Raw genomic sequence first — 26,225 nt, 5'->3', positions numbered from 1 at the left:
GCCCCCGCCGGCCCCGACGCAACGACGCTCGCGGCTCAGATGGCTGCACTGCAGGAGCAGCTGGCGACCCTGTCCGGGGCCCTGGGCGGTGCGGCGTCGCCGGTGGAAGCGGGCGCCGCGCAGGTGATCGCCCTACCGAGTGCCGGCGTGGCGTGATGGAACCGTGTCTCGGATTCCTGATGCCTCAGCGCTGGATACCGGGATGCTTGGGTGGTGTCCGGCATCCCCGCCGCTCATGTTTCCCCAGGAGGCCCCATGGAACCGCTCATGCAGTTCAAGTCGCACATCGCCGGCAAGAACGCCGACGTCGCTATCTATCCCGACCGCATCGTGTGGTCCCGCAAGGGCCGGCTCGGCGCCGGCTCGAAGGCCGCACTTGGCGTGATGACGATGGGTGCGTCCCTGCTCGCCACGGGCATTCGTCGCAGCGAGGACGGCGAGGTCATCCCGATCTCCTCTATCAGCCATGTCGGCAAGCGCCGCGGTAAGGGTCTGAACACGGAGGTCATGTTCACCACCTCGGGTGGCGACCTGGTGATGCGCGTCGGTCATGGCCTCGCGGACAGGGTGATCGATACGGTCATGGCGATTCAGCGGGGCGATGCCCAGCTCGCCCCGGTCGATACAGCCCCCGTGTACGGTCAGACGCCTGCGCAGGCACCGACGGGCGGCTACAGCGTCGCCCCGGAGCCCGCTGCCCCGGCGTCCGGCGGTGAGGACGTGATGGCTCAGATCCAGCAGTTGGCGGGCCTGCGCGACGCCGGCGCGCTGACCGAGGAGGAGTTCGCCGCGAAGAAGGCGGAGCTGCTCTCCCGCCTCTGACTTTTCTTCTGATTCGCCTCTCATCGCTCTGCCCCCGCCGCCTGTTGACTGGGCGGCGGAGCAATTTTCGTGCCACGTGCGCCACGTCAGGCGCGCAGCGACTCCCGGTAGGCGGCGATGACCCATCTAGGCACGTCGAGCTCGGCGGCGAGGGCGCCGAGGTGCCCGCCGGTGAGCTGCTCGGCACGGCGGTAGTCGGCGTCGGTGATGAGCTGGCAGGCGACCTGCCGGTCGATGCGGACCTCGATCTCGCGGGTTTAGTGTCCGTCGTCGCCGCGGGTGGCGTGGGTGAGCTCGTGCATGAGGATGGGCACGGCGAGCCGGTCAGTCATACCTGCTCTCAGGTAGATGGTGCGGGCGGGTAGGTGGTAAGCGCAGACCCAGTCTTGGGGCATGTGCACCCAACGGACGAACAGCCATTGTGCGTCCCCGCTAGCAAGCAGTCCGTCTAGGGTGGGGCGAGGCGCGCTAAGAAGGTACGCCTCGCCCCACCGACAGAATTCAGACCTTCAGAGCGAGCGCTCGTCCGTTCTGGGAGTACTGGTCAGCTATTCCCATGATGACCGGATCTAGAGAAGCCGGCGCTTCAAAGCGCACGACTGTGGCAAAACCGCCTAGTTCTGTCAGCACGTCGGGGTCCCAGTACTGGGGCGTTCCGACTACGGCGATTCGTCGCTCAGGGGCGAGATCTGTCTGGTTGAGGATCGTATAGCAGTGCTCATAGCTCTGCTCCCGAGCGGGGCGGCTTCCTCCTCCAAGCGCCTGGATTGCAGCGATTGTCTCCTCACCGTGGATCAGGGTCTCGGTGACCTTCTTAACTCGGCCGGACCGCAAGAGGACCTGGCCGTTCCCCCTCTTGACACCCCGGGCGCGCAGGTCCTCGCGCTCTACGAGTAGCTTGATCCGCTCCTTGACGGTCGAGGGGAAGAACTTGTGGGACCCGCGTTCACGCATGAAGGCGAGGCCTTCTGCGCGGACAGCGGCCATTGCGACGAGGCGGATGGCTTCCCCTAACTCGTCCTCGGTGGCCCACGCCCTGATCTCGGTGTCTTCCGCAGGGACGTCGTTGGGAATGAAATCTCCGGCGGGACGTGATAGCTGCGCCCACGCCTGCAGGAAGGGGCCGCTGTCGACTCCGGCTCCCTCCTCGGCGAGGTGGCTCATCGTTGAGCCGTCATCGGTTACTAGCCAGCCTCCTGCATGCGGGTAGACAGACAGGACGACGCCATCGTCGTCTGCGTAGTACATCGGCGCCCAGACCACGAAGCCGCGCGCTGTCTCAGCCACTTCCAGTCCGTCGAGGACTGAGGACATGTAGGAGGTCCGTAGCTTGTTGGCGTCCATCAGTTCACTCCTTCCACTGGCGGATCGACCCAATCAATGCTTCCGACGTCGACGTTACATAGAACGGCGAAGGCCTCGAACATCTTCCGGAAGTCGATGTCTTCAACGGTAGCGTGCGGCAGGCACGCGGGGAAGTCGGCCAGTCCCACAGTTCTCTCGTTGCCATCGGCGGGGACGTAGGTGTGCATGTGCACGCGCCCAGGAACCTTGCGGTCGTGGCCGTTGACGCAAACCCTGCGCAGCGCGACGTTGTTGCCATGGAAGGTGAGCGAGACGTGCCAGGGCGACTGAAAGTTGAACTGTATGCGCAGACGGCAGTCCTGGATGCTTACGGAGCCCGTGACGACGGGTTCGATGCCTTCGATTCCTCTACGCTGCCCGATCGTCCACACGATCATTCCCGTGGCTCGACTGACTGGTCCCTCTAACAGATGGCGTAGCTCCACCGGAGTGATGGCGTTCGCCCGTTGTTCCCTACCTGCCATGACCGACTCCCAGCAGTTCAGAGGCGTTACGACCTTGCATCGTTCAGTCCTCCTCGTAGCGTCTGTCCTGGGACTCCTCCCCAAGATCGGCCCGCCAGCCGGGCGTCTCGGCCAGTTCGTCCTTAGCGCCAGGGTGGACCTGCGCGGCCAGCTCCCACTCCGGAGGCAACCCCTCAGGACAGTCGGGACGCAGTCTCTGCAACTCGACAGTATCAGCACGCTCTTCGACCGCCGCAGTCTGCGTAATACTGCGAGCGGCCAATCGAGACTCTGCTTCCCGAAGGATGGCTGATCCATGCGCACCTAAAGCCTCAGCCAGGGCATCAAGCTCTCCAACCGTCGGCGCAGGTCCCTCACCTCGCAGGATGATGCCGACTCTGTTCAGCGACATGCCGGTTTCGCGCGCGAGCTGCCGCTGCGATACTCCCGATTCTCTTCGGAGCTCAGCTAAGAGATCAATCACCACGACGTCGAGCGGTGACAGCGGTTTCGACTTGAGAGGCATAACGGAAGCGTACCAAAGTCGGTGCACGAGCACACCGCGCGTTGACGGCAACCCGTAGTCGATTCACTATTGAGCGATATCCGCGGCCCCACTTCGGTATGCAATGAATGAAGCCGTGTGCGCTGAGGTCCGCGGCAAAGTCACCAAGACCCGCGTCCCACTTTCCGCTCTAGCCAGCGCAGCCAACCTGAGCCGTCATTTCATCTCTCGCACAATACAACGGGCAATCCGCATCCAAGCCCCGTCAGCCACCCCATCTACGGCAGCACGATGCCCCCACACATTCAGCGGGGCAATGCCACGAACCTCGGTCTGTAGGGTGGCGGCATGAACATGTCACCGCACATGCCGGCTAGCGAGGTGCGCGCCGTCGTGCGGTGGCTGACGACGCGCAGGGTCACCTATCAGGTCAACGGCGGCTGGGCCGTTGATGCGCTCGTTGGGAAGCAGACTCGAGAGCACGGCGACCTTGATGTGTTCGTGGACGCGACCGCCATCCCGGACCTGCTCACCTAGCTTGAGGAACGCGGCTACCGGACGGTCGTCGACTGGCTGCCGATCCGCGTGGAGTTGGCGTCGCCCGTCGGCCGGGTTGATGTTCACCCCATGACCCTGGAGGCCAACGGGGACGGCATTCAGAAGGGTTTCGGCGAGCAGGAGTTCCGCCACCGCGCCAGCGAGCGCACGACCGGCACCATTGAGGGGACACCCGTGGTCGTCGCTAACATCGACCGCCTCCGGCAGCTGCGTGAGGGCTACGAGCCCCGCCCCGAGGACCTGCACGACCTGGGCCTGCTCGACCGCCTCGACGTCACCGCCCGGGACTGACGCCTCGAGCTTCAACGCACAGCCCGACGCTGAGCGAGCGCCCAGTGGAAAGCCCAGCGAAAAAAGTGCCCATCTGTCGCAACCGACCGGTTGCCGGGTAAGCGGCCCGTCATTCCAACGATCTGCCGCACACTCGGATCTCCCCGCCTCCGCAATCAGCCAGATCCCCTATGGTTGAGGCATGGCCCCGAAGTTCGTCGTGATCGGAGCCGGCATCAGCGGGCTTGCCGCCGCCTGGCATCTTCAGACGGCGGGCGCCGACGTCACGCTCCTGGAGCGCTCGCAGCGCCCCGGCGGGCGCATCCGCTCGGTCGTCCTCAACGACTGCACCGTCGAAACCGGGGCGAACTTCATCACCGACGCCTACAGGATCATCCCCTCCCTCACTCATCACATGGGCATCGGGTTTCAACACGTCACCAGTTCCAGCGCCATAGCCCGCGCCGGACGCCTGCGTCCTTTTCGCACCACGCGCCCGCTCAGCGCCATCCGATCCGGGGCGCTGCCAGCGCCAGTGGCGTTCACCCAACTCCCCGGCCTGGCCCGATTCGCGGCGCTGGCCCGGGGCCGGGGCACATGCGACCCCCTCGACTGGCTCGAACTTGATTCGCTACCTGCACCCCAGTGGTTGGAGGCCATCGGTTTAACGGCCTTCGCCGAGTACACCTGGCGCCCGGCCTACCACGGCTTCTACTTCCAGGACACCGCCACCGTATCCGCCGCAGCAATCGCGGCGATGGCCGCGCACGGCGTGCGTCAGCGGACTCTGACCGCACCCGGCGGACTGTCCACCATTACCGATGCCCTGGCGACGCGACTGGATCTGCACACCGGCACCGAGGTCATCGGGATCGAGGAGACTCCTACCGCCACGGTTGTCCACACTGATGGTGGGATTTTTCGCTCCGACGCCGTGATCGCGGCCGTTCCCGGCCCGGACCTGCCCGGATTGATGGAGCTCGACCCGCTCGAAAGCGCTATCGCCGCCACGCCATACAGTTTCGGCCTGCTGGTGTGCCTGGGCACGAGCCGCCGCCTGGAGTCCGACGAACTGGCCGGCGCCTACGGGGTGCTGCTGCATCCCGACGACGGTCCGCTCGCGGCGGTCAGCGTCGCCAGTCGTGCGGGCCATGCGCACGGCACCGGAGATGTAGTGACCTGCATGTTCGCCGGAGCCGGGGCGCGCAAGCTTGCTGGCCGCCCTGATGAGCAGGTCATCGCATCCGCCCGCCAGGCATTACTCACCTGGGCTCCCCGCCTCGACAACGTTCTCCTCACCGCTCCCGACCGCAACCTGGTGGTGCGGATATCCCACGCGATGCCGGTGAGCGAGCCCGGGAGGCTGGCCCGAATCGCCGCCTACCGGAAGCATGCGCGCCGCCGACGCGTTCTCATCGCGGGCGATTGCCTGGCCTGGCCCTGGACCGACTCTGCCGCATTCACTGGCCAGTGGGCCGCGAGCCAGCCCGCCCTGTCCCGCTGATCCCGCCGACACCGGTGTGCCATCGCAAGAGTGTCCATCTGTCGCAACTTTTGCGAGCCGCCCGCCGGCGCGATTTTCCGCGTCCGCACGATTCCGAGGAAAACTCAGGGTCTCCACCCACGCCAACCACGCGCAGGACCCAAAAGTTGCGACCGATGGTCATTCTGGGCTCGCCGCCCACCCCAGAGCAGCGTTGGCCCCTCGCCCGCACAGCCCCGCCGCACACGCTCCGCTCTACCGCGGCTCCACGCCCCGGCGCAGCAGGCCGACGATGTGCCCGTCAATAAGCGCCTCCCACGAGGCCTCGACCACGTCGGTGCCGACCCCAACCGTGGACCAGGTATCCTCCCCATCGGTGATGTCGATGAGCACGCGCACCACTGAACGGGTGCCGCGCTCGGTGTCGAGAATGCGCACCTTGTAGTCGGTCAGCTCGAAGTCAGCTGTCTCCGGGTAGACCTGCTCAAGCGCCGCGCACAGGGCGTGGTCGAGGGCGTTGACGGGGCCGTTCCCCTCCCCCAGGACCGCGTACCGCCGCCCACCGGCCCACAGCCGCACGGTGGCCTCGGTTTCCGTGATGGTGTCCCCGGAGACCGGCAATAGGTGTTCCCCGGGCACCGGCCGCGCCTGGATGGAGGCGCGCCAGGACTCAATGCGGAAGTACTCGGGCAGTTCGCCGCGGGCAGCGCGCAGCAGCAGCTCGAAGGAGCCGTCAGCGGCGTCATAAGTGTAGCCGGCGGCCTCGCGGGCCTTGACGGTCTCGGTGACGCGGGTGAGCAGCTCGCGGTCGCCGGCCGTGTCGATGCCGAACTCGCGCGCCTTGAGCTCGATGGAGGCGCGCCCGGCCATCTCCGAGACGAGCATGGTCATGGTGTTGCCGACGCGCTCCGGGTCGACGTGCTGGTACAGGCCCGGATCCACACGGATTGCGGAGGCGTGCAGCCCGGCCTTGTGGGCGAAGGCCTTGGTCCCCACGTAGGGCAGGCGGCTCGACGGCGGCCGGTTGACGATCTCGCCGACGTGCCGGGACACAGCGGACAGCTCGGCCAGTCGCCGCGCACGCTCCGCGGCATCGCCGGGCAGCACCGTCCAGGGGGTCTTGAGCTCAAGGTTGGCGATGAGCGTGAGCAGGTTCGCGTTGCCGGTGCGCTCACCGAGACCGTTGACGCACCCCTGCACCTGCCGGGCTCCGGCGGCGACGGCGGCCAGTGCCCCGGCGACGGCGACCCCGGCGTCGTCGTGGGTGTGGATGCCGATGGTGCAGTCGCCGTATCCGGCCTCCTGCAGCGCATCGCGCAAGTCGCCTACCCGCTCGCCGAGGACGTCCGGCAGGGTGCCGCCGTTGGTGTCGCACGGGATGACGGCGCTCGCCCCCGCCTGCGCCGCGGCCACGGCAACCGCAAGCGGGTACGCCGGATCCGTCTCGCTGGCCGTCTCAGCAGCGGCGTGGTCGATCCCGTCGAAGAAATGCTCCAGATCGACCATGACCTCACGGCCCGCCCGGGTCAGCACGGTGACGGTGTCTCGCACCATGCGGAGGTTCTCCTCCAAGGTGGTGCGCAGGGCTCGTTCCACGTGCACCGGGTCGGATTTGGCGACGATGGTCACCACCGGCGCACCGGAGTCCAGCAGGGCGCGAACCTGCTGGTCGTCGGCTGCGGACACGCCCGCCTTGCAGGTGGAACCGAAGGCGACCAGCCGGGCGGTGTCCAGCGACAGCTCGGTGCGGGCGCGGGTGAAGAACTCGGTGTCCTTGGGGATGGCGCCGGGCCAGCCGGCCTCGATGTAGGCCACGCCCAGTTCGTCGAGCAGCCGGGCGACGGCGAGCTTGTCATCAACGGTGAAGGCGATGGACTGCTGTTGGGCGCCGTCGCGCAGCGTGGTGTCGTAGGCTGCGACCCGGACGGTCTGGTCGGCGGCGGGCGTGCCTGGGGGCATGTGCTCTTCCCTTCCCCATGGGTGGTTCACCGCAGAGTCTGACACAGTGTCTGATCGTGGTTGAGAGGGTGCTCACCTGGCGGCACGAAGTCATGGCGGGCGCGCGGCTGGCCCGGTACCGTCAACGCGTTGGCGCTGACACCCATGACGCGAGGAGGAACCGATGCGCGAGGCCGCCCGTACCGTATCCGTGTTCGGCTCCTGCGTCAGCCGCGACACCGCGGAGGAGCTGCACCGCCGGGGCTGGAGGGTCGCCGCGTACGTGGCGCGCCAGTCCCTGTTGTCGGCGGGCTCGCAAGTCTGCGGGGATGTCCTGAATCTGGAGGGGTTCAGCTCCCCCTTTGTCCGGCGCGTGCATGCGGGGGACCTGGCGGGTGACCGCCGCGCCCGGCTCGCGGCCCATGCGGCGCATACGGATGTGCTGCTGTGGGACATTGTGGATGAGCGCCTGGGGGTGTTGGAACTGCCCGACGGCGAACTGCTGACCCGCACAACCGAGGGCCTGACGGCGGGGTTGTACGACTCCTTGGAGGATGCGCGCCTGCTGGAGTTCGGCACGGATGAGCACTTCGAGCGGTGGACGGCGGCGCTGCCGGCGTGGCGCGAGGAGTTGCAGGAGCTGCAGCTGCTGGACCGGACGCTGCTACTGCAGGCGGCGTGGGCGCTGGAGGATGAGGACGGCGCCCCCACACCGACGTCGTGGGGTATGGGCGCAGCGGAGGCGAACTGGTTCTCGCAGCGCTATTACGAGGCAGCGGCCCAGGTGACCGGGGTGCGCGTGCTGCGGTTGCCGGATGAGCTGACGATTTCGGGGACGCACCACACCTGGGGCCCGGCGCCGTTCCACTACCAGGACGCCGCCTACACCTGGCTCGCCCAGCAGATCGACCGTTTCAGCCAAGAGAGTCTGCCCAGATAGTTACAGTCCGGCCGCGTAGTGAGCCACAGCAACCTCGCAACGAGTACACAAGCTATTCTGCGAAACACCCACACTAGGAACCCGCATCCCCAGCACCCATGACCCCTTCAGGAGAGCCTATGCCGAAGAACGTCATGGTTATCTATGGGACGCGTCCTGAGGCAATCAAGCTGGCACCGGTCATCCGCGGATTGCAGGAGCACAAGGATGTGCGCCCGACCCTCGTCTCCACCGGCCAGCACCGGGAAATGCTCGCTCAGGTCAATGAGATCTTCGGCCTGGTCCCGGATCATGACCTTGACGCCTTCGCGGCGGGACAGACCCTCAACGCGCTTTCCGCCAAGATCTTTGCCCGCCTGGACCCCGTCTTGGAGTCGGCTCGCCCGGACGCGGTGCTCGTGCAGGGCGACACGACGACGGTTGCCGCCGCCGCCCTGGCCGCCTTCTACCGGCGGGTGCCGGTCATCCATCTGGAGGCGGGCCTGCGCTCGGGAGACCTGTATTCCCCGTTCCCGGAGGAGGCCAACCGGAAGGTGACCTCGCAGCTGGCAGCACTGCACCTGGCGCCGACGCCGCAATCACGCGCCAACCTGCTGCACGAGGGTGTGGATCCGGACGCGGTCGTGGTCACGGGCAATACGGTCATCGATGCCCTATTGCACACGCGCGCTCAATCCATCCCGCCGGCGAACGCGCGTCTGCGCGAGGCTGTGGTGCAGGGCCGCCCGATCATCCTGGTGACGGCGCATCGGCGGGAGAACTGGGGGGAGGCTCTGACCGACGTCGGTCGGGCACTGGCGCGCCTGGCAGCCCGCTACCCCGAACACCTCATTGTGCTGCCGGCACACCGCAACCCGCACGTGCGTGAGGCCGTCCTCCCCCACGTTTCCGGCCTGGACAACGTCCTCGTCTCCGAGCCGCTCGCCTACGGCGAGTTCACCACCGTCATGAACGCCGCCCAGATCGTGCTGACGGACTCCGGCGGCGTGCAGGAGGAGGCACCGAGCCTCGGCAAACCGGTGCTGGTCATGCGCGAGAACACCGAGCGCCCCGAAGGTGTGGAGGCGGGTACGGTCCGGCTTGTGGGCACGGCGGAGGACCGGCTGGTCACGGAGGTGTCCGCGCTCCTCGACTCCCCCGCCCTCTATGAGCAGATGGCGCACGCCGCCAACCCCTACGGGGACGGTCGCGCCGCCGAGCGCGCGGTGGCGGCAATTGCCGAACTGCTCGGCGTGGGCCAACGCATGTCCGATTTCCATCCCGTCGCGTCACGCCCGGCGGATTCCCTGAGGTCAGCATCACTGTGAACTCCCTGAACGATTCCTCTTCCCCCCGCGACTCCTGGCCGACGACGGATATCGGCGGCTCCCGCCTGCACCTGCCCCACGGGACCACGCCGGCACTCGACTGCGCCATGTGGGTGCTGGCCATCAGCCTCGTCACCAGCCTCCACATCGACGGCGGTGTCCATGAGCCGACCGAGGTCGGCATCGGTATCACGATCCTCATCGCGGTGGTGCTGCAGTTGCTGGCGTGGGCCCTGTTCCTGCGCGGCCGCGCCCGCTTCGCAACGAGCGACGAGATTCCCCAGATCCTGCTCACGGATGTGCTGGTGACGGCGATTCTCATGCTCGTCGTCGTTCTGGCCGAAGGCCCGCTGCTGCCGCTCGGTGCCGTGGCCGTCTCCGGAGCAGTGGCGCTCGTGCTGCACCTGGGTTCGCGCTGGGTGTTCCAGCGTGTGGTCGAGTGGCGTCACCGGCCCCCGGCGCACCGCACCCGGCGCACCATCGTGCTCGGGGCCGGTTACGGCGGCGCCCAGGCGATCAGCCTCATGCAACAGGATCAGGACGGCACCTTCACGCCGGTGGCGATTCTGGATGATGACCCGTCCAAGCGGCACCTGCGCATCAGCGGCGTGCGCGTGCTCGGGCCGTGGCAGGCGCTCGGGCAGGTTGCCAAGGAGAAGCGGGCCGACCTGGTGCTGCTGGCGGTTCCCTCCGCGGAGCCGAGCATGGTGGATGAGGTCGTCGAGCAGGCCAACGCGCTGGGCCTGGACATTCGCATCATGCCCTCCACAGAAGAGCTCGTCGGCAAGGTCCCCTCACGCCGCCCCGAGGCTTCGCGCATTCAGTCCACGAATGTTTTCCGTCCGCCGCAGATCGCGGACCTGCTGGGGCGCCGCGCCATCGACACCGATGTGGACGCGATCGGCGAGTACCTCACCGGGGAGCGCGTGCTGGTGACCGGTGCGGGCGGCTCGATCGGATCCCACCTGTGCCGGGAGATCGCCCGCTACGAGCCGGAGCGCCTCATTATGGTGGATCGGGACGAGTCGGCACTGCACGCGGTGCAGCTGTCCCTGGACGGCGAGGCCATGCTCGACTCCCCCGACCTCATCCTCGGCGACCTGCGCACCCCGGGATTCATCGATGCCCTGTTCACCGAGAACCGGCCCACGATCGTCTTCCACACGGCCTCCCTCAAGCATGTGACGCTGACGGAGCGCTTCCCCGAGGAGGCTTTCCTGACGAATGTGGCGGCCACCCGCGACCTGCTCATGGCCGCAGCCAGTCACGAGGTGCAGCGCTTCATCAATATCTCCACCGATAAGGCCGCCGACCCGCAATGCGTACTCGGCTATTCCAAACGGGTGGCCGAGCGCCTGACGGCAACCGTCGGACGCTCGCTCACGCCGGACCGCCGCTTCATCTCGGTGCGCTTCGGCAATGTCCTGGGCTCGCGCGGGTCGGCCCTGCTGACCTTTGCCTCCCAACTCGAGCGCGGCCTGCCGATGACGATCACGGACCCCCAGATGGAGCGCTTCTTCATGAGCGTGGACGAGGCCTGCCAGTTGGTGCTTCAGGCGGGCGTACTCGGCCACTCGGGTGAGGTGCTCATCCTCGATATGGGCCAGTCGCACAATATCGAGGACATTGCCCGCCGTTTCTCCACACTGCTGGGCTATCGCGACGCCCGGGTCACGTACACCCATGCCCGTGCGGGCGAGAAGCTCGCCGAGCAGCTGTTCGGCGAGGGCGAGGAGGACCTGCGCCCCAACCACCCGCTCATCGCGCAGACCCCGGTCCCGCCCCTTCCTATGGAGGCGCTCGATGCGGTTGCCGAGCTGCGCGAGCGCACCGAGTGGGGCCAGCACGGTGCCCTGGTACGAAGATGGATGGAAGCGGAGAGCGGCGCATGACGCTGGCTCTCCTCGTTGGCTTTGTCGCGGCCGCAGTGGTGACGGCGCTGATGACGACGGCGCTGCTCCCGGTGCTGCGGCGCGCCCAGATCGTCGATATCCCGGTGGGCCGTTCGCTGCATGTGGTGCCCACGCCCCGCGGGGGTGGGCTGGCCGTTGTACTCGGCTCGGTGCTGGCGGTCGGCATCACGCTGGCGGTGGTGTGGAACCGGGTGGGGCGCTTTGATCTCCTGGCCCGGTTCCATGTGGTCATGCCGGGCCTCGCCACGGTCTTGGCCTTCGCGGTCGTGGGCCTGGTGGAGGACTTATTCTCCCTGACCGCAACCTCGCGGCTGTGCCTGCAGACGGGGCTGGGCCTGTTCATGGGAATCACGGTGACCCTCATGACGGGGGCGAACCCGTGGGCGGCGGTGCCGGTGGCTGTGTGTACGGCGGGGCTGGTCAACGTCACGAATTTCATGGATGGGGCCAACGGCCTGGCCTCGATGCATGCGGTGGTGGCCGCCCTGTGGTTCGTAGCGGTCTCCCTCACGCACCCGGTGCCGGGGCTGCCTCTGGTCATGATGACGGTGGCCGGCGCAGCCGCCGGTTTCCTCCCCTTCAACGCTCCCCGCGCACGCGTGTTCCTGGGGGACACGGGCTCGTACGCGCTGGGCGGGGCGTGGTCCTTCGCGGCCACGATCTGCCTGGCCTCGGATGTGCCCACGAGCGCCGCGGTAGCGCCGCTGCTGGTGCTGGTGGCCGACGCGGGCTACACGCTGTGGATGCGGATCTACACCGGGCAGCGCTGGTACGAGCCGCACAAGCTGCATGTCTACCAGCGGCTCGTCGCCTTCGGCTGGCCGCACTGGGCTGTGGCCCTGCTCGTGGCGGGCACGGCGGCCGTATGCTCGGCGCTGGCCTGGGCGGGCCTGGTGCTGGGCAGGCAGCTGCTCGCCTGGGTGTTCATCGTTGTGGTGCTCATCGCCTATCTGCGGCTGCCGGTGGCGCTGGGGGCCGGCAACCCGTTCCATTCGCTCCGGCCGGTGCGGTGATGGCGATGCGGATTCTGCTGCTCACCCACTACTGGTCCCCGGAGGTCGGCGCCCCGCAGAAGCGCTGGCAGTGGCTGGCGCGCGACCTGGTGGAGCGCGGGCATGAGCTCGCCGTGCTGGCTCCGGCCCCGCATTACCCGGCCGGCCGTCTGCTCGATGCTGATCCGCGTTACGCTCCGGGCGCGGTGGCGCGGGATGCCTCCGGCGCCATGATTCACCGCACCGCGTTCCGTCCCTACGACGCCGGCCTGGGCGGTCGGGGCGCGGACCAGGCCGTCGCAGCGGGCAGTGCTCTGCGACTCGGGATGCAGCGTTTTCGTGGCAGGTGGCGCCCCGACGTCGTGGTCGGCTCGGTGCCGGGCCTGCCCACCCTGCCGGCTGCATTGGCGTTGGGGCGGGCGCTGGACCGCCCGGTCGTGGCCGAGCTGCGCGACGCCTGGCCGGACATCCTCGGCTCCGCCGCCAGCTGGGTTGGCGCCCCCGCGCCCCGGAGCATGCGTCGTCGGGTCATCCATGCGGCTCGCCGCGCCGTTCCGCCGGTGGTGACTGGGCTGGAGCGCGAGGCCGACGCCGTGGTCACGACCACGGATTCCTTCGCCACGGTGCTGCGGGAGCGCGGTATGCGACGCGTGGTCACGGTGCGCAATACCGCCCGCGCGGACGGCTGGGAACTACCGCCGGTGCCCGCGGCGCGTGCGGATGGGGCCTTGCACGTGCTGTATCTGGGCACGGTGGGCCGGGCGCAGGGAATGGTCAGCGCGGTGCGCGCCGCCGCAGCCGCCACCGCCAGCGGTACTCCGATGGTGCTGCGGATTGTGGGGGATGGCGCGCAGATTGAGGCCGTGCGGGCGGAGGCGGCCCGGCTGGGTGCCCCGGTGGAGGTGCTGTCCCCGGTGCCGATGGAGCAGGTGGCCGCGCATTACGCGTGGGCGGATACGGTGCTGGTGTCCTTGCAGGACTGGCCGGCCATGTCTGTGACGGTCCCCTCCAAGCTGTACGAGATCCTGGCCACCGGTCGGCACGCCTCCGGCGCCGTGACGGGCGAGGCCGCCGCGATCCTGCGCGAGGCGGGGGCGGGCGACGTCGTCGCCCCGCAGCACCCGCAGGCACTGGCCGCCCTGTGGGGTGAGCTGGCTCGGGACCGGCGGCGTCTGGCCCCCACCGGCGGCGGACGCTGGCTGAAGGAGCACGTACGCGAGGAGGACCTGGTGTCCCGGTACGAGTCGCTGTTGGCGGAGGTGGCCGGTGCCTGATCTGCAACGACTGCGCAATTGGTCCCTGCTGGCGGACACCGCTCTGCGGCATCTGGGAGAGGATCCCCTGCTGCTGGCGGTGCAGTCGGCGCGGCGCCTGCCGCGCGGGCCACGCGAGCACTTGTCCCGGGCGGTGTGCGCCGGGGCGGCGGCGGGCTCGGTGCGGCTGGCCCTGGGTGAGTTCATCGCCGACCGTCGTTCCCAGGCCCGGCGGGAGCTGGCAGCCGCAAGGCCGCGCACCGGAGTGGGCCGTCGTCTGGCGGCAGAACTGGCAATCCAGCTCGGTGATACCTCCCGCGCCACCGCGGCACAGGCTCCGCCACCGGTGTCCGCCCGGGAGCTGTGGTCCCGCGGGCGACTGTCGGAGGCGGTGGCGGTGCTCGACGGCGTTCCCGGGGCACGCGCTCAGCAGGCACGGCTGCGCTCGGAGCTGGCGCTCATGAGCCCGGGCTTTGCGCTTCCACCCGTCACACCGTCGGCCGCCTGGACGGGGCCGGTGGCAAATAGGAGCACCCGCGTGCTGCACGTGTTGACGAACTCCTTCCCGCATACCCAGTCCGGTTATGCCGTGCGCTCCCACGCGGTGCTGAACGCCCAGCGCCAGGCCGGGATTGAGGTGCGCGCGGTGACGCGCATCGGTTACCCGGTGACGGTGGGGCTGGTCGGCGCGACCGGTGAGGACGTGGTGGATGGCATCACGTACCGGCGGCTGTTGCCATCCCGGCTCGCGCCGACACCGGCGGCGCGGCTGGTGCACATGACCCGTCTGCTGGCGCAGGAGGTGGAGGCATTCCGCCCGCACGTGCTGCACACGACCACGAACTTCCAGAATGCGCTGGTCACCCGGGCGGTGGCGGAGTCCTATGGGCTGCCGTGGGTGTATGAGATGCGCGGCGTGCTGGAGCAGACCTGGGTGGCGTCGCGTCCCGCCGACCAGCAGGAGGAGGCGCTGGCTTCCGAGCGGTTCCGTCTGCTGCGCGGCAAGGAGACGGAGATGGCGCGGGCAGCCGATGCGGTGGCGGTCCTGTCACAGGTGCAGCGGGCCGACCTCATCGCCCGTGGTGTGCCGGAGCGGAGGATCACGGTGGTGCCGAATGCCGTTGACGACGAGGTTTTCGCGGTGCCGCGTGTGGCCGCGTCGGAGGCGCGCAGTCGTCTGGGATTGCCGCGGGCGGGCTTCTGGGTGGGCAGCGTCTCCTCGCTGGTGGACTATGAAGGCTTCGACCTGCTGGAGGAGGCCGTGGCCCGCGCCCGCGCTGACGGCGTGGACGTGCGCTGCCTGCTCGTGGGTGACGGCGTGAGCCGTGCGGGTTTGGAGGCGCGGGCCGCCGAGCTCAGCCTCGGGCCCGAGGTGTGCGTGCTGCCGGGCCGGGTGCCCCCGCAGGAGGCGGTGGCCTGGTACCAGGCGCTGGATCTGTTCTGCGTGCCGCGACGGGACACGCCGGTGTGCCGCTCGGTAACGCCGATGAAGCCCTTCACCGCCATGGCACTGGGCCGCCCGGTGCTCGTCTCTGATCTACCGGCGCTGAGGGAAGTGACGGCGCGCGGCAACGGGACCGTCTTCCCGGCGGAGGATGCTGCGGCGTTGGCCGCACTCCTGATCGCCGCGGCCCGCCGCCCAGCGGTAGCAACACCCCTCGGGCACAATGAGCTGTCAACGGGTACTCCCACCAATCTGCCGACCTGGAGTCGCAATGGCCACACCTACGCTGCCCTATATGAGGAGCTGAGATGAGCACCGAGTCCTTCCCCATGACGTGGCTCGACCGCGCCTACGACGCGTACGTGCGGAGTTCTCATGTGGTCTCGGCGCAGCAGCTCAGCACCCTCTCCCCCGTGGGGCAGCGGCCGACGCTCGGGAAATACATTGGCCAGCTCCGGCAACGACGGCACTTCATCTGGGCCGATGCTCGGGCGAAGGCATTGGGAAGCCAGCGCGGCACGCTGCTCGGCAACGCCTGGCTCATCGTCAAGCCCATGCTGGATGCGCTCGTATTCTTCATTATCTTCGGCTTGCTATTGCAGACCTCCCGCGGGATTGAGAACTTCATCGGCTACCTCATCATTGGCGTGACCCTCTTCCCGCCCCTGCAGCGTGCAATCACCGGGGGCGGCCAGGTCATTAAGAACGGCCGGAACATGATCCGGGGTTTCTCCTTCCCCCGGGCGGTACTGCCGATCTCCTATACCCTTCGCTCGGCCATCGATACGCTGCCGCCCTTGGCCGCGGTGCTGCTGCTGGTCATGATCCTGCCACCGCACGCGTGGCCCACATGGCACTGGCTACTCGTCGCGCCGATCTTCCTGCTACAGATGATGTTCAGCCTAGGCCTGACCTTCTTCGCGGCTCGTATCACCACGCTATTCCCGGACATGCGCAATATCTGGCCGTTCCTCACCCAGTTCTGGTTCTACGGCTCCGGCGTGTTCTTCTCCTACGAACGCTTCATCAACCATCCGGCCATGCTCGCGTTTATGGACGTCAACCCCGGCTACCTCATTCTCACGATGTACCGCAACTGCATCCTGTACAGCACCATGCCGGATGTGCGTTCATGGGTGATGCTGCTGGCCTGGTCGCTAGGAACCGCAGCGCTGGGGTTCGTGTTCTTCTGGGCCAAGGAGGTGTCCTATGGAGTTGAGCGCTGAGATGGATGACGACTCGGTCATGACCGACCCGACGGTGGTCGTGCGCAGCGTCCACGTGCGCTACCGCTCCCCCTCGAGTGACGCCGCCGCCATGCGCTCCGTCTCTCCCGCGAAGCGCGCGTTTCTGCGAGCGACCGGCCAGCAGCCGAAGGTGACTGTGGACGCTCTCAAGGGCGTGTCCCTGGTAGCGCGGGCCGGAGAGTCCATCGGCATCCTGGGACGCAACGGCTCAGGCAAATCCACGCTACTGCGGATCATCGCCGGCCTGGAGACACCGCTCTCGGGAGATGTCTTGGCGCGTTCTACCCCGGTGCTGCTGGGTGTCAATGCGGCCTTGGTTCCGGACCTGCCCGGCGAGCGCAACGTCATCCTGGGTTGTCTGGCCATGGGCCTGTCGAAGGCGCAAGCGCGGAAACTGCTGCCGGAGGTGGTGGAGCTTGCCGGCATTGGCAAGGCCATCTACCGCCCCATGAAGACCTACTCCTCGGGTATGGCCTCGCGGTTGCGCTTCGCCATTGCGGCCGCCGCGAACCCGGACATCCTGCTCATTGACGAAGCCCTGAGCACGGGCGACGCGGCTTTTAAGGAGCGCAGCGAACGGAAGATGGCGGAGCTGCGTCAGGCCGCCGGCACCGTCTTCATCGTCAGTCACGCCGCCCAGACTATTGAGGAAATGTGTTCCCGGGCGATCTGGCTCATGGAGGGCGAGGTCATCGGCGACGGTCCCGGCCCCGAGATCGCCCACGACTACCGCTGGTGGTCATGGAACATCACTAAGAACGAGCTGGCCAAGGCCGACGAGATCCTGGCCCGCTGCCGCCAGAAATGGGCCCCCCGAGAGCCCGTCATCGCTGATCCTAATCTCTACAAGCGGTCACCACGACACGCATCATAGACAGCGCCACACAGCGCGCCGACGAGATTTACGTAGACCTCATTCCTCCAGCCAACGCGAGAAAAAGACAGACGCATCACCCATGTCGACCGTGAATCCGGATTCGAACGCCGCCATCGACCATCCGCCTTTAGGATGCTCGATCTCAGACTCACACCAATAATACGCCACTTTCCCCGGATTCAGCTTCCGAATCAAGAACTCAGTCCACGTACCATATGACTCCGAGTTAATCACAAGCAAATCCTGCGCACGACCCGACGAAAACACAACATTCAACAAACCCGAACCACCGAAGCCGGCAATCTTCTTGGCATTTCTAAACATAGACACTTGCGCAGATATCGGCATCGTCTCCGGATAAACAACCGTAAATCCATGATCCGCAAACCAGCCTTCTACCTCATCCTGGTTGCGACATGGGCGTACCAAACCCGCAGTGCGCGAAATGAACACCTTTTCACAACGCACACTGCCGTCACTCAAACGATCGGCCGCATGCTCCCAGACCGGAAGCGCCGCCGAATGAACATACTGCGAAAGTGAGAGCGCAGGAGTCGCCGTTACCATCCTGACAAATCGAGTTGGCCGATCTATGACGATAATCCGATCTGGACTAATACCACAACCAGCCAACAGTCGGTATCCCCAATCGGGATAGCTCTGTCTACCGCCAGCTGAAACTGCGAACTGCAAGTCATTGAACCGGGACGACACCTCCGGCAAGCACCAAAGCCTCGACATGACCTCGGTGGGAAGATGCCCGTACGTACCAGCATGCTCAGAATCAAGCATAAACGTCGGACGAGTCACAACGTCGAGAGCTGACGGGTCTTCGGGCATATTACCCGGCCGGCTCGCGGTCAGAGGATCCAAACTCCGCACCCATTTCGACCTCGGATTCTCGCCAATCGTTCTACGAAACGAATCCGGAAGAATCCATTTTCCGTGCACGAGCAACTGCCCCGGTGACGCGACTACGTCACGCCACATCCTCGCCTCCAGCGCAATAGGACGAAACTTCTCCGGACGAACGCCCAGGAACGGAACATTCTCCTCAAAGGTACCAGCGGTCACGAAGCCCTCACCGGGTACACCGGCCAGTGGATCGTAGAAATCTGTATCGGCGAAAATTCCAGCGGCCTCACGTTCCTTAACCTTGCGCAGCACAGGAGGAACGCGAGCGGGCGCACGATCAAGCGCAGCATCCAAGCGTTCTGTGGATGTCAACTCGGCGTCGTCGGCGCCGCGCGTGAGATTCCAATAACGCTCGTCAATATCAATCGTCGTAGACACTAACTTATAGAAGGGCTCTTCGAGGCCGAGATGCGGCCGTTCCCACGCGACATCTCGCCGTACTACTCGCGCTGGCGCGCCAACCGCTACACAGTTGTTTGGCACCGCACCAGTCACAATAGCGCGCATGCCCACAACAGAACCGCTGCCGACCTCCGCACCGCCAAGCGCGACGGCACCCCAAGCGAACCAAACATGAGCGCCAATCACGATATCTTGGCTCTGATTGACTCGAACGCCAGTCTTTACGTCGAAAATCGGATGCCCATCATCCGCCCGAATCTGATTCTCCGAAGCAAACATGACGTCATCGCCGATCGATACCTTCGATCCCTCTACCGCCGATATCACCACTCCAGCGGTCGATGAGACACCTGAACCTACGACCACCGTCGAGTCCTGACCGATACGAACAGACGCAGAGAAGCTACGTTTCAATGGGTTCGAGCCGATGCTGAATACTCCGTTATCACCATTAAAGTCGATAGCAAGAGCGCCCACGTGGTACGCCTTGTCCACCCGTACCACACAGTTCGATCCTCTGAACCGAATACGGACTTTGTTGTCCACAGGTCCATCGAACTCAATCCGATTCCCGCGATTGTCTTCGTACGGCCCCAATGCTACTTCATCAACATTCATCGCTTTACGCCACCTTGAGAACTTCCAACATACGTCCTTCGCCTTATTGAAACAGGACGTGCGCGACCTATCCGTTCTTAAGCAATCCACTAATCGCATCGAAAATACGTTCGCAATTACGATCATCCCAGTAAACGAACGTATCCACGATGCGATGCCGATACAGTTCCGGAGTCGTAAACGAACTGGAGGCAAGTCCGATGACCCAGTCCTCCACCGCTGGCGCGTCATACAAACACGGGCCCAGACCCATCGTCTCGTAGTCAAAGTATCCGGGGCGCCACGAGTGGCCGCCCGCCAACAATTCTGGCTCATCGAATCGGAAATACGCAACCGGAATACCCAGATACGCAGCATCGAATATCAACGAGGAATAATCTGTCAACAGTGCAGACGCATTACGAAGTTCCCTCTGGAAACTCATGTCAACCGTTGGCACAATCTCAACCACCGGATCTAAATCAAGAGTCTGCAATAGCGCCGTGAGATTCGGATGCAGCAAAAACCGCAAACGTATGTGATTATCAGCGGCATATCGAACCAGCCGTTCGGAGCGCATAAGAGTCATCCACGCACTACCGAAAGACGAGTCGAACACCTGCTGTGTCTTCTCACTATCAGTAGCGTCGTCCTCAAGAGTATCCTTCAGGTACTGTCTCCAAGTGGGCATCACCAGCACCGTACGCTGATTGCCCAACTGACTCGGTCGTGTTGCCCCGTTCTGAGCGCGATGATGCTCCAACGCATCGTACCGCGCGAATCCTGTCAGTGCGACTTCGTCTGTTGTCAGCTTGTATGGGGAATCCTTCTTCGTGAATGCGTCATACTCCGCCTGAGTCGCAGCTGTCAGCAAGTCGATCTGCTTACCGTTTAGCCACCGCGAGATATCTTTGTCTGAAATTCCGTGTTGTAAAAACACGTACTTGTACTTAGGTGCTCCGAACACTGACCTCGGTGCGGGGTACATACAGCCCTCAACCGCATCAGACGAAACCACCACCGACGACAACGATGTAATAGCCCACGCTTCCGGCGAGCCGTATTCCACAAGAGGGAAGCCCTCGTTCTCCAATCGCTGCCAGTCGCGCGAATCGCGCGTTAGCAAATATACCGCACGAATCTCCTTGCGTTCATTGAGCATGAAGCGCATAAGATGTTCGGCGTTGTCATCAGCCCTATCAATGTGGTCAAGCAGTACCCAGCAACCAGACCACTTCGTCTGAAAGCTAGCATCCGCGAGCAGCCGACGCGCTTCGGACTCCGGGCTGTTACCCGTCGGGGGCTTCCCGCCTCCATTCCACGGCAAACTATGCCGGACCACCGCTGAAGCTCTGTCGGCAACGACCTCGTGCCGGCTTACGCCGCTGATAAGCGCCCGAACATATAGTCTTTCTCGGCGCTTAGCGCTTGGGGTCGCCGCATCACGATGTACCGCATCAGTCAAGGACGCCAAGGCTTCATCCATCACCTGCTTCGGCCATCCAGGCCGAACCACACGCGAACTTCTCACGGGAACCCCGTCAGCGAATACCGCTATATCTCCACCGCTCATCCGGACAGTAGTCTCCAGCATAAACGCCTCACCAAAGAACCTATATAAATGGCGCCCTACGATGTTCTCTTCTGGGACGTCTTTAGCATTGACCAACATGCGCAGATCAGACACTTGCGGGCCAGTGAGAACCGAAAAGTCTGTATTCGACTCGCTGTTCTTCCAAATTATCAAACGTGCATTCGCTTTGACTGAGCCCGACCAAAGTAGCAGAGCCTGCCGCATCGACCACGCCATCGGGTTCAAGTGGAAGTTCTCGATATGTTGCGGCGGTATCATTCCGAGAATTTTCCTCAGCAGACCAAGGAACTCGTCGCGCAGCGCACCACTGATCCACGACGCAACCGATTTCATGGAGTCATCTTGCTTAAAATACCAGGCGAGATCATAAAGCACCATATTAGATGCCCACGCCGGAATCACACCAAGACTATTCCGCACATCATTTAGCATCGCCAAGTACCCATATTGCAGAACATTGGTGTACCGTTCCGGAACCGAGAACGCGCGCTGAACGGCTGAATCGTTGGTACTGCGCTTACGATAGAAGTAGTGCGCGGTCGAAGCCAAACCAACTACAGGTTCGTCAAACCTCGCGAGATACTTGCCAATAAGACCCCCATCTTCGAACGTCGGCACACATCGAATATCATAGAATAGGTTATTGCTCATCAGGACGTCTCTTCGCATGAAGACCGTCGCTCCGAGCTGGATGCATTCTGGATGTTTACCGAGTCGGACAAACCGATTACCGTACCGGAATTTCTTCCCCAACGGATGTGTATCCGAAAATCGCCCGGTTCCGTCTTCGGTGATAAGCACCCTCGTGCTAACGAGCGCAAGTTCCGCATCTCTCGCAGCGTCGATCATCCTGAGCACCTCGGCGAAGTAAGTCTCCGAGATAACATCGTCAGGATCAACCGACGTGACCCATTCTCCCCGTGCAGCCCGCAAACCAATGTTGCGAGCGTGTGCCGGGCCACCGTTACTCGACGCTTCGATCACCACGGTATCGCCGCGGCGACGAGCCCAATACTCGATTATTTCGAGCGAGTTGTCCGGCGATCTGTCAGAGACGAAGATATACTCAACATCCCCCTGCGATAAGTATTTCTGCGCGGCGAAACTCCTGAGAGTTCCCGAGACGTACTGTTCCACATCATAAACTGCGACGATCACTGAGATTCGCGGATGTGACGTTTCTTCGCGCGTTTCACAGACAAGTTCACTGATCTCGCGGAGATCAACGGTGGCTGCGCTTTCTTTCATGAAGCAAACTCCTCCGCTTCGATCGTCGTCAGCATCCTATTTCGATTGTCAATGTGCTCCGCCACCCACGCGGGCGTGTCACTCTTGGCGAAGAGAGAGGCGACGTATGTGAAGATTCTCTTCGCATACTTGTACTTGCCTCGGACGAATAGCCTCTCCGCTTGGATAAGGCGCAGCCACTTTGCCAACGTCCTGTACGCGTCGGAGCGTTTTAACAGCCTGTCTGCACATTCACCTAACTGTTCGAGCACCTTCTGGCTTGTCGCTGCATGTTCACGATTTATCAGATCGACGGCCTCTTTCAGGACCGCCATAGACGTACTACCTTCGTCAGACCAGATGGATATCGGAACGTTCACGTCGCCGCTCACGATTCCTTTCGGCTCGAGAACTAGACGCCGCCTATCGTTGGCTCGACTTCTCCCACTCGGAGTTAGCCCCCGCTCGCCGTCCGCGGTCCCGTCGGAGTCCTCTGCAGCACATGCAGCTGACGGTAGATACTCTAAGACTGCCTGCATCAGTTCCGATAACCAGAAAGCGCTTTTAGCGTCTGATCCAGTCACTTTATCTGCATATTTCATCGCCGTTGGTACGTCACCAGCATCAAGGCTTAGCAAGGCGTACAGCAGCTCGGCCTGCCCAACTTCCACAGCCAACGCACGCGCTACATTGAATTCGCCGCGAGAATATTCGGTTATCGAATGCAAATAGCGCAACCGTACCCACAGGGACTCATCGACATCTGCGCTTACCACCGCGCGCTCAGTTTCAAGGAGCTGATTCCGGCGGGTGGCTGGAACCGATAGCGCATCTTGCGTTGTTGAAGCCGCGTATAGCACCCGAAGCGGGTCAGCATCCGTATCGTCAGTCCTTGAGAGCACATCCTCAAGGCATTGCTTCGAATGGCTCGCACTCGGGCAAATCAAGATCAGCTCTTCACCTACTGGGTATCGGTTTAACGCCGAGAGCAAATCACTAACCAGTTCGTTGACTGAATGAGGCGTTCGCTCCAGACCTTTAAAGGAAATCACTTCAGGAGTGCGAGCTACTAATTCATAGCAGAACTCCGTAACAATTGGCAGAAACGCCAGTGACGCTACGCCACGAACCGCAATTTCGCGGATCGTCCGTTCGACAACCTTACATTCTCCTTGCAGCAATTTTAATGCTGCTTCACGTTCACGGTCATCTTGCGTCAGCAGCGCGGCCGTCACCGCAAGCAACCAATCGCCCGCGAGCATTGCTGCGACACACGTTGCCATCGCATCGGGAACGGGAGATGCTGACGCTGAGCCACTAAGTGCATTGATCGTCCAGCCCTTGGCGCTCAGGTCTACCAGCGGATTAACAAGTGCATTTCGGCGCACAGTCGCAGATAACTCGGACAGCGACGCTCCCTGAGTCAGCGCGGCACGAGTCTGTTCGAGTAGTTCTTGTGCGTAGCGTTCTGCTCGCCCCTTGCTTCCGATCATGCGCACTGAATCATTCCTAACACCTCGCCGAGATTACGATTCAATCGGCGTCTGCACAGGGTGGTTGTGCTCCTAGCTTCGCTACGCCGCCCCCGTGCTCTTTCTACACGCGTCATGGCACGTCGGATCCCCGCTCCGGACCAAGTCGGTTCTGCTAAGTTGCTCATCCATCCTCGCAACGGTCGTCAGTGCTACGCACACATGGGTGAACACGCGCGCTTCGCTTGCGCGGGCAGCGCAAACAGCTAGATACTAGCTGGCAATCGGCTGAGACAGCGCGGTGAGCCGGTACATCGCAGATCACGAAATAGCGCCGGCACACTTGTCACGATGTTCATAGCCGCGTGACTACCTGCATGTGATTGCACGCTGCCTCGTCCGCTACGGTCTGCCCGACCGTCGGTGTCGGGGAAGCCGATCCGCTCCCCCGCAGCGTCGGTCAGCCCCAGGTTCCGGGCACACCCCTGCCCACCATTGTCGACCTCAATGATCCGCGTGCCCAGATCCGCGCAGGCGGCGATGGGCGCGCGCCATCAGATCATCTCCTTCAGCAGCCGGGACACAATCCGCTCACAGGCACCCGCATCCGGGATGACCAGCTCCGGCGGCGCATTCAGCCGCCCGTCGCGTGCATCCACCACCGCCGCAAGCGCCTGCGCCTCATCAGCGGCGGAGGCGGCTCCAGCCGCTACATGCATGCTCCGGTAGGCGTCGGCGTCGGCAGTTCCCGCGGGGCTCCACACGACGGCGACTGTCCCCAGCAGCATGGCGTCGTCCAGGAGCGAAGACCGGTCCGAAAGCACGGCCCAGGCCCGGGAAAGCTGCTCGGGCACACCCGTGCCCGTCGTCGTGGGAACGGCGAGGGCAGCGAACCACTGCGGGGCCAGCAGGGCGAGCTTGGGGTGAGCGAAGAGAACCACGTCGATTCCCCGCCCTGTCAGTGCTGTAGCCAGGTGGAGCCACGGCGCGTAGAGCTCGTCAAGCAGCTCCGTGCGTGTGGGGTCCCGCTCCAGCGTCCGGGAGACCAGGGGGTTCCAGGTCGGTGCCAGTACCACCCGGTCCCGCGGCCGCCCGAGCAGGGAGTACATGGCATCATGCCGTGGGAAGCCGGTGAGCCACACCTCGCGGTCGGTGAGCAGGTAGGGACTGTGGTCGGCGGTGATGGCCCGATACTCGGCGCGGTGCGCGGTCAGCAGCACGTCGATGCGACGGGTGTTGAACCATCGCCACATATGTCGCATGGTCACGCCGTGCTGTAAGAACACCACGCGCTGGTCCGCCCGCACACCGCCCCCTGCCAGGCGGGGAGCGATGCTCGGGTCGCCGATGTCGGCCAGTAGCAGGGCGTCGGCCTGCTCCCAGGCGGCCTCGAAGTGCTGTGTCCCCGGCGAGACCAGGTCGAAGCCATCGGCGCGCAAACGCTCCCAATCGGCGGACCTGCGGTCGATGGCGAACACGTGCCGGACCTGGGGGGCGTGTTCGCGGGCGTAGCGGTACAGGGGCTCGGCGTTGTCCCCGGCGGAGTCGTGGCGGTCCATGTACAACCAGGTGCGCGCCGGCGCATTCGCCGTCACCGCGTCAGCCGCCCGGGTGCCTGCGGCGCGTTGTTCCCGAAGCGGAAGATTCCCGGGAGCCGGACTGCGGCGACGCAGCAGCCGGGCCGCACGGCGGCGAGCCAGCCGGGCTCTTCGGGCAAGTCCGCGCCGCAGCCTGACGATCCTACTGGGGCGGGGCGCTGGTGGCCGACGCATGCCCCGATAGGGTGTGGGCTTAACCTCGCGGCCGTCAATGACCGCAGTGAGTGTCCCCTTCGGCAGCCACACGAGCCGCTCGTGCACAAGCACACGGTCGAAGTAGCTGTGGTCGACAATCTTCGTACTCGTCGGCACGGTGGGTACACCGTCCACACGCCACTGCTCGCGGGGCAGAGCGCCGGTGAAGAAGTAAGACACCTGGCGGTCCTGGCGAAAGCTGCGCGAAGAGGGCAGCACAGGGTCGGGCAGGCGACCGCCGGTGGCGGCCAGCAGCGCCGCCAAGCGGTTGAGGGCAAGCGGCGTCGCACAGTACGCCTCAACCGCCGCCGCGGGCACGCGCTCCAACGCCTGGGTGAGCAGCTCGGCAACTCGGGCGCGCTCCTGGGAGTTCATGGCGTGCGCGGCGAAGCGCAGGCCGCGGTCGGCGTCGGTGACCTCGATGAGGCGGGTCAGCACTAACTGGTACACCCAGGCGGGAGGCTCCCCGGCCTCTTGGGCGGCCGTGTACCAGGCGGGCAGGTCCCGTGTCAGCGCCTGCTCGTACTCGGGCAGGGTCGCGAACGGCGGCGGATCCTCCGGGCGGGGTCGCTCAATGATGCCGGGGCCCGCGTGCAGGCGCAGACGGTGCCCGGTGGCGGCCAGCAAGCGGATGAGCAGGGAGGCGCCGTCGGCATCCGCCTCGTCCCAGGCGGGCAGTCCGCCCTCGGGCACGGTGATAACCGCCCCCGACAGGCGCTGGGTGAACAGGTGGGGCTCGGCCAGCAGGCTGGTGTCGCGGCCGCCGTGGGCAAAACGGGCCCGAAGCGGGTGCGTGTCCGAAACGCGCCCGTCAACGATCCGCTTAAGCGGCACCATGACCACCGCGGCCCTCCCGCCCGCCGGCAGC

19 protein-coding genes and 2 pseudogenes are annotated in these 26,225 nt (G+C 64.8%); 11 read left to right on the top strand and 10 right to left on the bottom strand.

What is annotated here, in order from left to right; all coding sequences use genetic code 11:
* Positions 1 to 255: 255 nt before the first annotated feature.
* Positions 256 to 822, top strand: coding sequence for an SHOCT domain-containing protein (locus tag RWX45_RS00910; protein ID WP_316021916.1), 567 nt, complete (start codon positions 256 to 258; stop codon positions 820 to 822).
* Positions 823 to 1,079: 257 nt separating this feature from the next.
* Here RWX45_RS00910 and RWX45_RS00905 read toward each other — a convergent pair whose 3' ends face one another.
* The 5 genes and pseudogenes from RWX45_RS00905 to RWX45_RS13445 form a co-directional block, all read right to left on the bottom strand.
* The gene (locus RWX45_RS00905) at positions 1,080 to 1,217 is read right to left on the bottom strand and encodes a hypothetical protein (protein ID WP_316021915.1); all 138 of its coding nucleotides are present in this window, start codon (positions 1,215 to 1,217) and stop codon (positions 1,080 to 1,082) included.
* Positions 1,218 to 1,323: 106 nt separating this feature from the next.
* Complete coding sequence (locus RWX45_RS00900) at positions 1,324 to 2,166, bottom strand: hypothetical protein (RefSeq protein ID WP_316021914.1); 843 nt, start codon at positions 2,164 to 2,166, stop codon at positions 1,324 to 1,326.
* Positions 2,166 to 2,651: a hypothetical protein gene (locus tag RWX45_RS00895; protein WP_316021913.1), complete on the bottom strand. Its 486-nt coding sequence runs from the start codon at positions 2,649 to 2,651 to the stop codon at positions 2,166 to 2,168. Before RWX45_RS00895 ends, RWX45_RS00900 begins: the two co-directional genes overlap by 1 nt.
* A gap of 43 nt (positions 2,652 to 2,694) precedes the next feature.
* Positions 2,695 to 2,853, bottom strand: coding sequence for a hypothetical protein (locus RWX45_RS00890; protein WP_316021912.1), 159 nt, complete (start codon positions 2,851 to 2,853; stop codon positions 2,695 to 2,697).
* Between the two features lie 99 nt (positions 2,854 to 2,952).
* Positions 2,953 to 3,156 (bottom strand): annotated as a pseudogene (locus RWX45_RS13445) (helix-turn-helix domain-containing protein); the annotation flags it as partial.
* A gap of 327 nt (positions 3,157 to 3,483) precedes the next feature.
* Here RWX45_RS13445 and RWX45_RS13440 point away from each other — a divergent pair.
* Both RWX45_RS13440 and RWX45_RS00875 read left to right on the top strand, forming a co-directional pair.
* A pseudogene (locus RWX45_RS13440) lies at positions 3,484 to 3,984 on the top strand (nucleotidyltransferase domain-containing protein).
* A 181-nt stretch (positions 3,985 to 4,165) separates the two neighbouring features.
* Complete coding sequence (locus RWX45_RS00875; RefSeq protein ID WP_316021909.1) at positions 4,166 to 5,467, top strand: protoporphyrinogen/coproporphyrinogen oxidase; 1,302 nt, start codon at positions 4,166 to 4,168, stop codon at positions 5,465 to 5,467.
* A 234-nt stretch (positions 5,468 to 5,701) separates the two neighbouring features.
* On the opposite strand, the gene cimA is transcribed toward RWX45_RS00875, so the two are convergent.
* Positions 5,702 to 7,405, bottom strand: coding sequence for a citramalate synthase (gene cimA, locus RWX45_RS00870; RefSeq protein ID WP_316021908.1), 1,704 nt, complete (start codon positions 7,403 to 7,405; stop codon positions 5,702 to 5,704).
* Positions 7,406 to 7,568: 163 nt separating this feature from the next.
* Here cimA and RWX45_RS00865 point away from each other — a divergent pair, with 163 nt between their 5' ends.
* From RWX45_RS00865 to RWX45_RS00830, 8 genes are all read left to right on the top strand, one after another.
* A complete protein-coding gene (locus tag RWX45_RS00865; protein WP_316021907.1) occupies positions 7,569 to 8,324 on the top strand; it encodes a DUF6270 domain-containing protein in 756 nt (251 codons plus the stop codon).
* 119 nt (positions 8,325 to 8,443) lie between these two features.
* Positions 8,444 to 9,631, top strand: coding sequence for a non-hydrolyzing UDP-N-acetylglucosamine 2-epimerase (gene wecB / locus RWX45_RS00860; protein ID WP_316021906.1), 1,188 nt, complete (start codon positions 8,444 to 8,446; stop codon positions 9,629 to 9,631).
* Positions 9,628 to 11,523: a polysaccharide biosynthesis protein gene (locus RWX45_RS00855; protein WP_316021905.1), complete on the top strand. Its 1,896-nt coding sequence runs from the start codon at positions 9,628 to 9,630 to the stop codon at positions 11,521 to 11,523. Before wecB ends, RWX45_RS00855 begins: the two co-directional genes overlap by 4 nt.
* Complete coding sequence (locus tag RWX45_RS00850) at positions 11,520 to 12,557, top strand: glycosyl transferase family 4 (RefSeq protein ID WP_316021904.1); 1,038 nt, start codon at positions 11,520 to 11,522, stop codon at positions 12,555 to 12,557. Before RWX45_RS00855 ends, RWX45_RS00850 begins: the two co-directional genes overlap by 4 nt.
* Positions 12,557 to 13,810, top strand: coding sequence for a glycosyltransferase family 4 protein (locus RWX45_RS00845; protein WP_316021903.1), 1,254 nt, complete (start codon positions 12,557 to 12,559; stop codon positions 13,808 to 13,810). The genes RWX45_RS00850 and RWX45_RS00845 overlap by 1 nt, the downstream gene beginning before the upstream one ends.
* A complete protein-coding gene (locus RWX45_RS00840) occupies positions 13,803 to 15,545 on the top strand; it encodes a glycosyltransferase (protein WP_316021902.1) in 1,743 nt (580 codons plus the stop codon). Before RWX45_RS00845 ends, RWX45_RS00840 begins: the two co-directional genes overlap by 8 nt.
* Entirely contained in the window at positions 15,542 to 16,459 is a 918-nt protein-coding gene (locus RWX45_RS00835; protein WP_316021901.1) for an ABC transporter permease, read from the top strand. Before RWX45_RS00840 ends, RWX45_RS00835 begins: the two co-directional genes overlap by 4 nt.
* Positions 16,443 to 17,354: an ABC transporter ATP-binding protein gene (locus RWX45_RS00830; protein ID WP_316021900.1), complete on the top strand. Its 912-nt coding sequence runs from the start codon at positions 16,443 to 16,445 to the stop codon at positions 17,352 to 17,354. Before RWX45_RS00835 ends, RWX45_RS00830 begins: the two co-directional genes overlap by 17 nt.
* Positions 17,355 to 17,393: 39 nt before the next feature.
* Here RWX45_RS00830 and RWX45_RS00825 read toward each other — a convergent pair whose 3' ends face one another.
* From RWX45_RS00825 to RWX45_RS00810, 4 genes are all read right to left on the bottom strand, one after another.
* The gene (locus tag RWX45_RS00825; RefSeq protein WP_316021899.1) at positions 17,394 to 19,292 is read right to left on the bottom strand and encodes a glycosyltransferase 61 family protein; all 1,899 of its coding nucleotides are present in this window, start codon (positions 19,290 to 19,292) and stop codon (positions 17,394 to 17,396) included.
* Positions 19,293 to 19,359: 67 nt separating this feature from the next.
* A complete protein-coding gene (locus tag RWX45_RS00820; RefSeq protein WP_316021898.1) occupies positions 19,360 to 22,113 on the bottom strand; it encodes a CDP-glycerol glycerophosphotransferase family protein in 2,754 nt (917 codons plus the stop codon).
* Positions 22,110 to 23,585 carry a hypothetical protein gene (locus RWX45_RS00815; RefSeq protein WP_316021897.1) on the bottom strand — a complete coding sequence of 492 codons (1,476 nt, stop codon included), beginning with the start codon at positions 23,583 to 23,585 and terminating at the stop codon, positions 22,110 to 22,112. Before RWX45_RS00815 ends, RWX45_RS00820 begins: the two co-directional genes overlap by 4 nt.
* 533 nt (positions 23,586 to 24,118) lie before the next feature.
* The coding region (locus RWX45_RS00810) for a CDP-glycerol glycerophosphotransferase family protein (protein ID WP_316021896.1) at positions 24,119 to 26,225 on the bottom strand (2,107 nt) is incomplete at its 5' end.

The sequence above is a fragment of the Actinomyces sp. MRS3W genome (assembly GCF_032465695.1).
GTDB lineage: Bacteria > Actinomycetota > Actinomycetes > Actinomycetales > Actinomycetaceae > Actinomyces.
The sequence above is the reverse complement of the archived record's forward strand: the minus strand, read 5'-3'. Positions and strand labels throughout refer to the sequence as shown.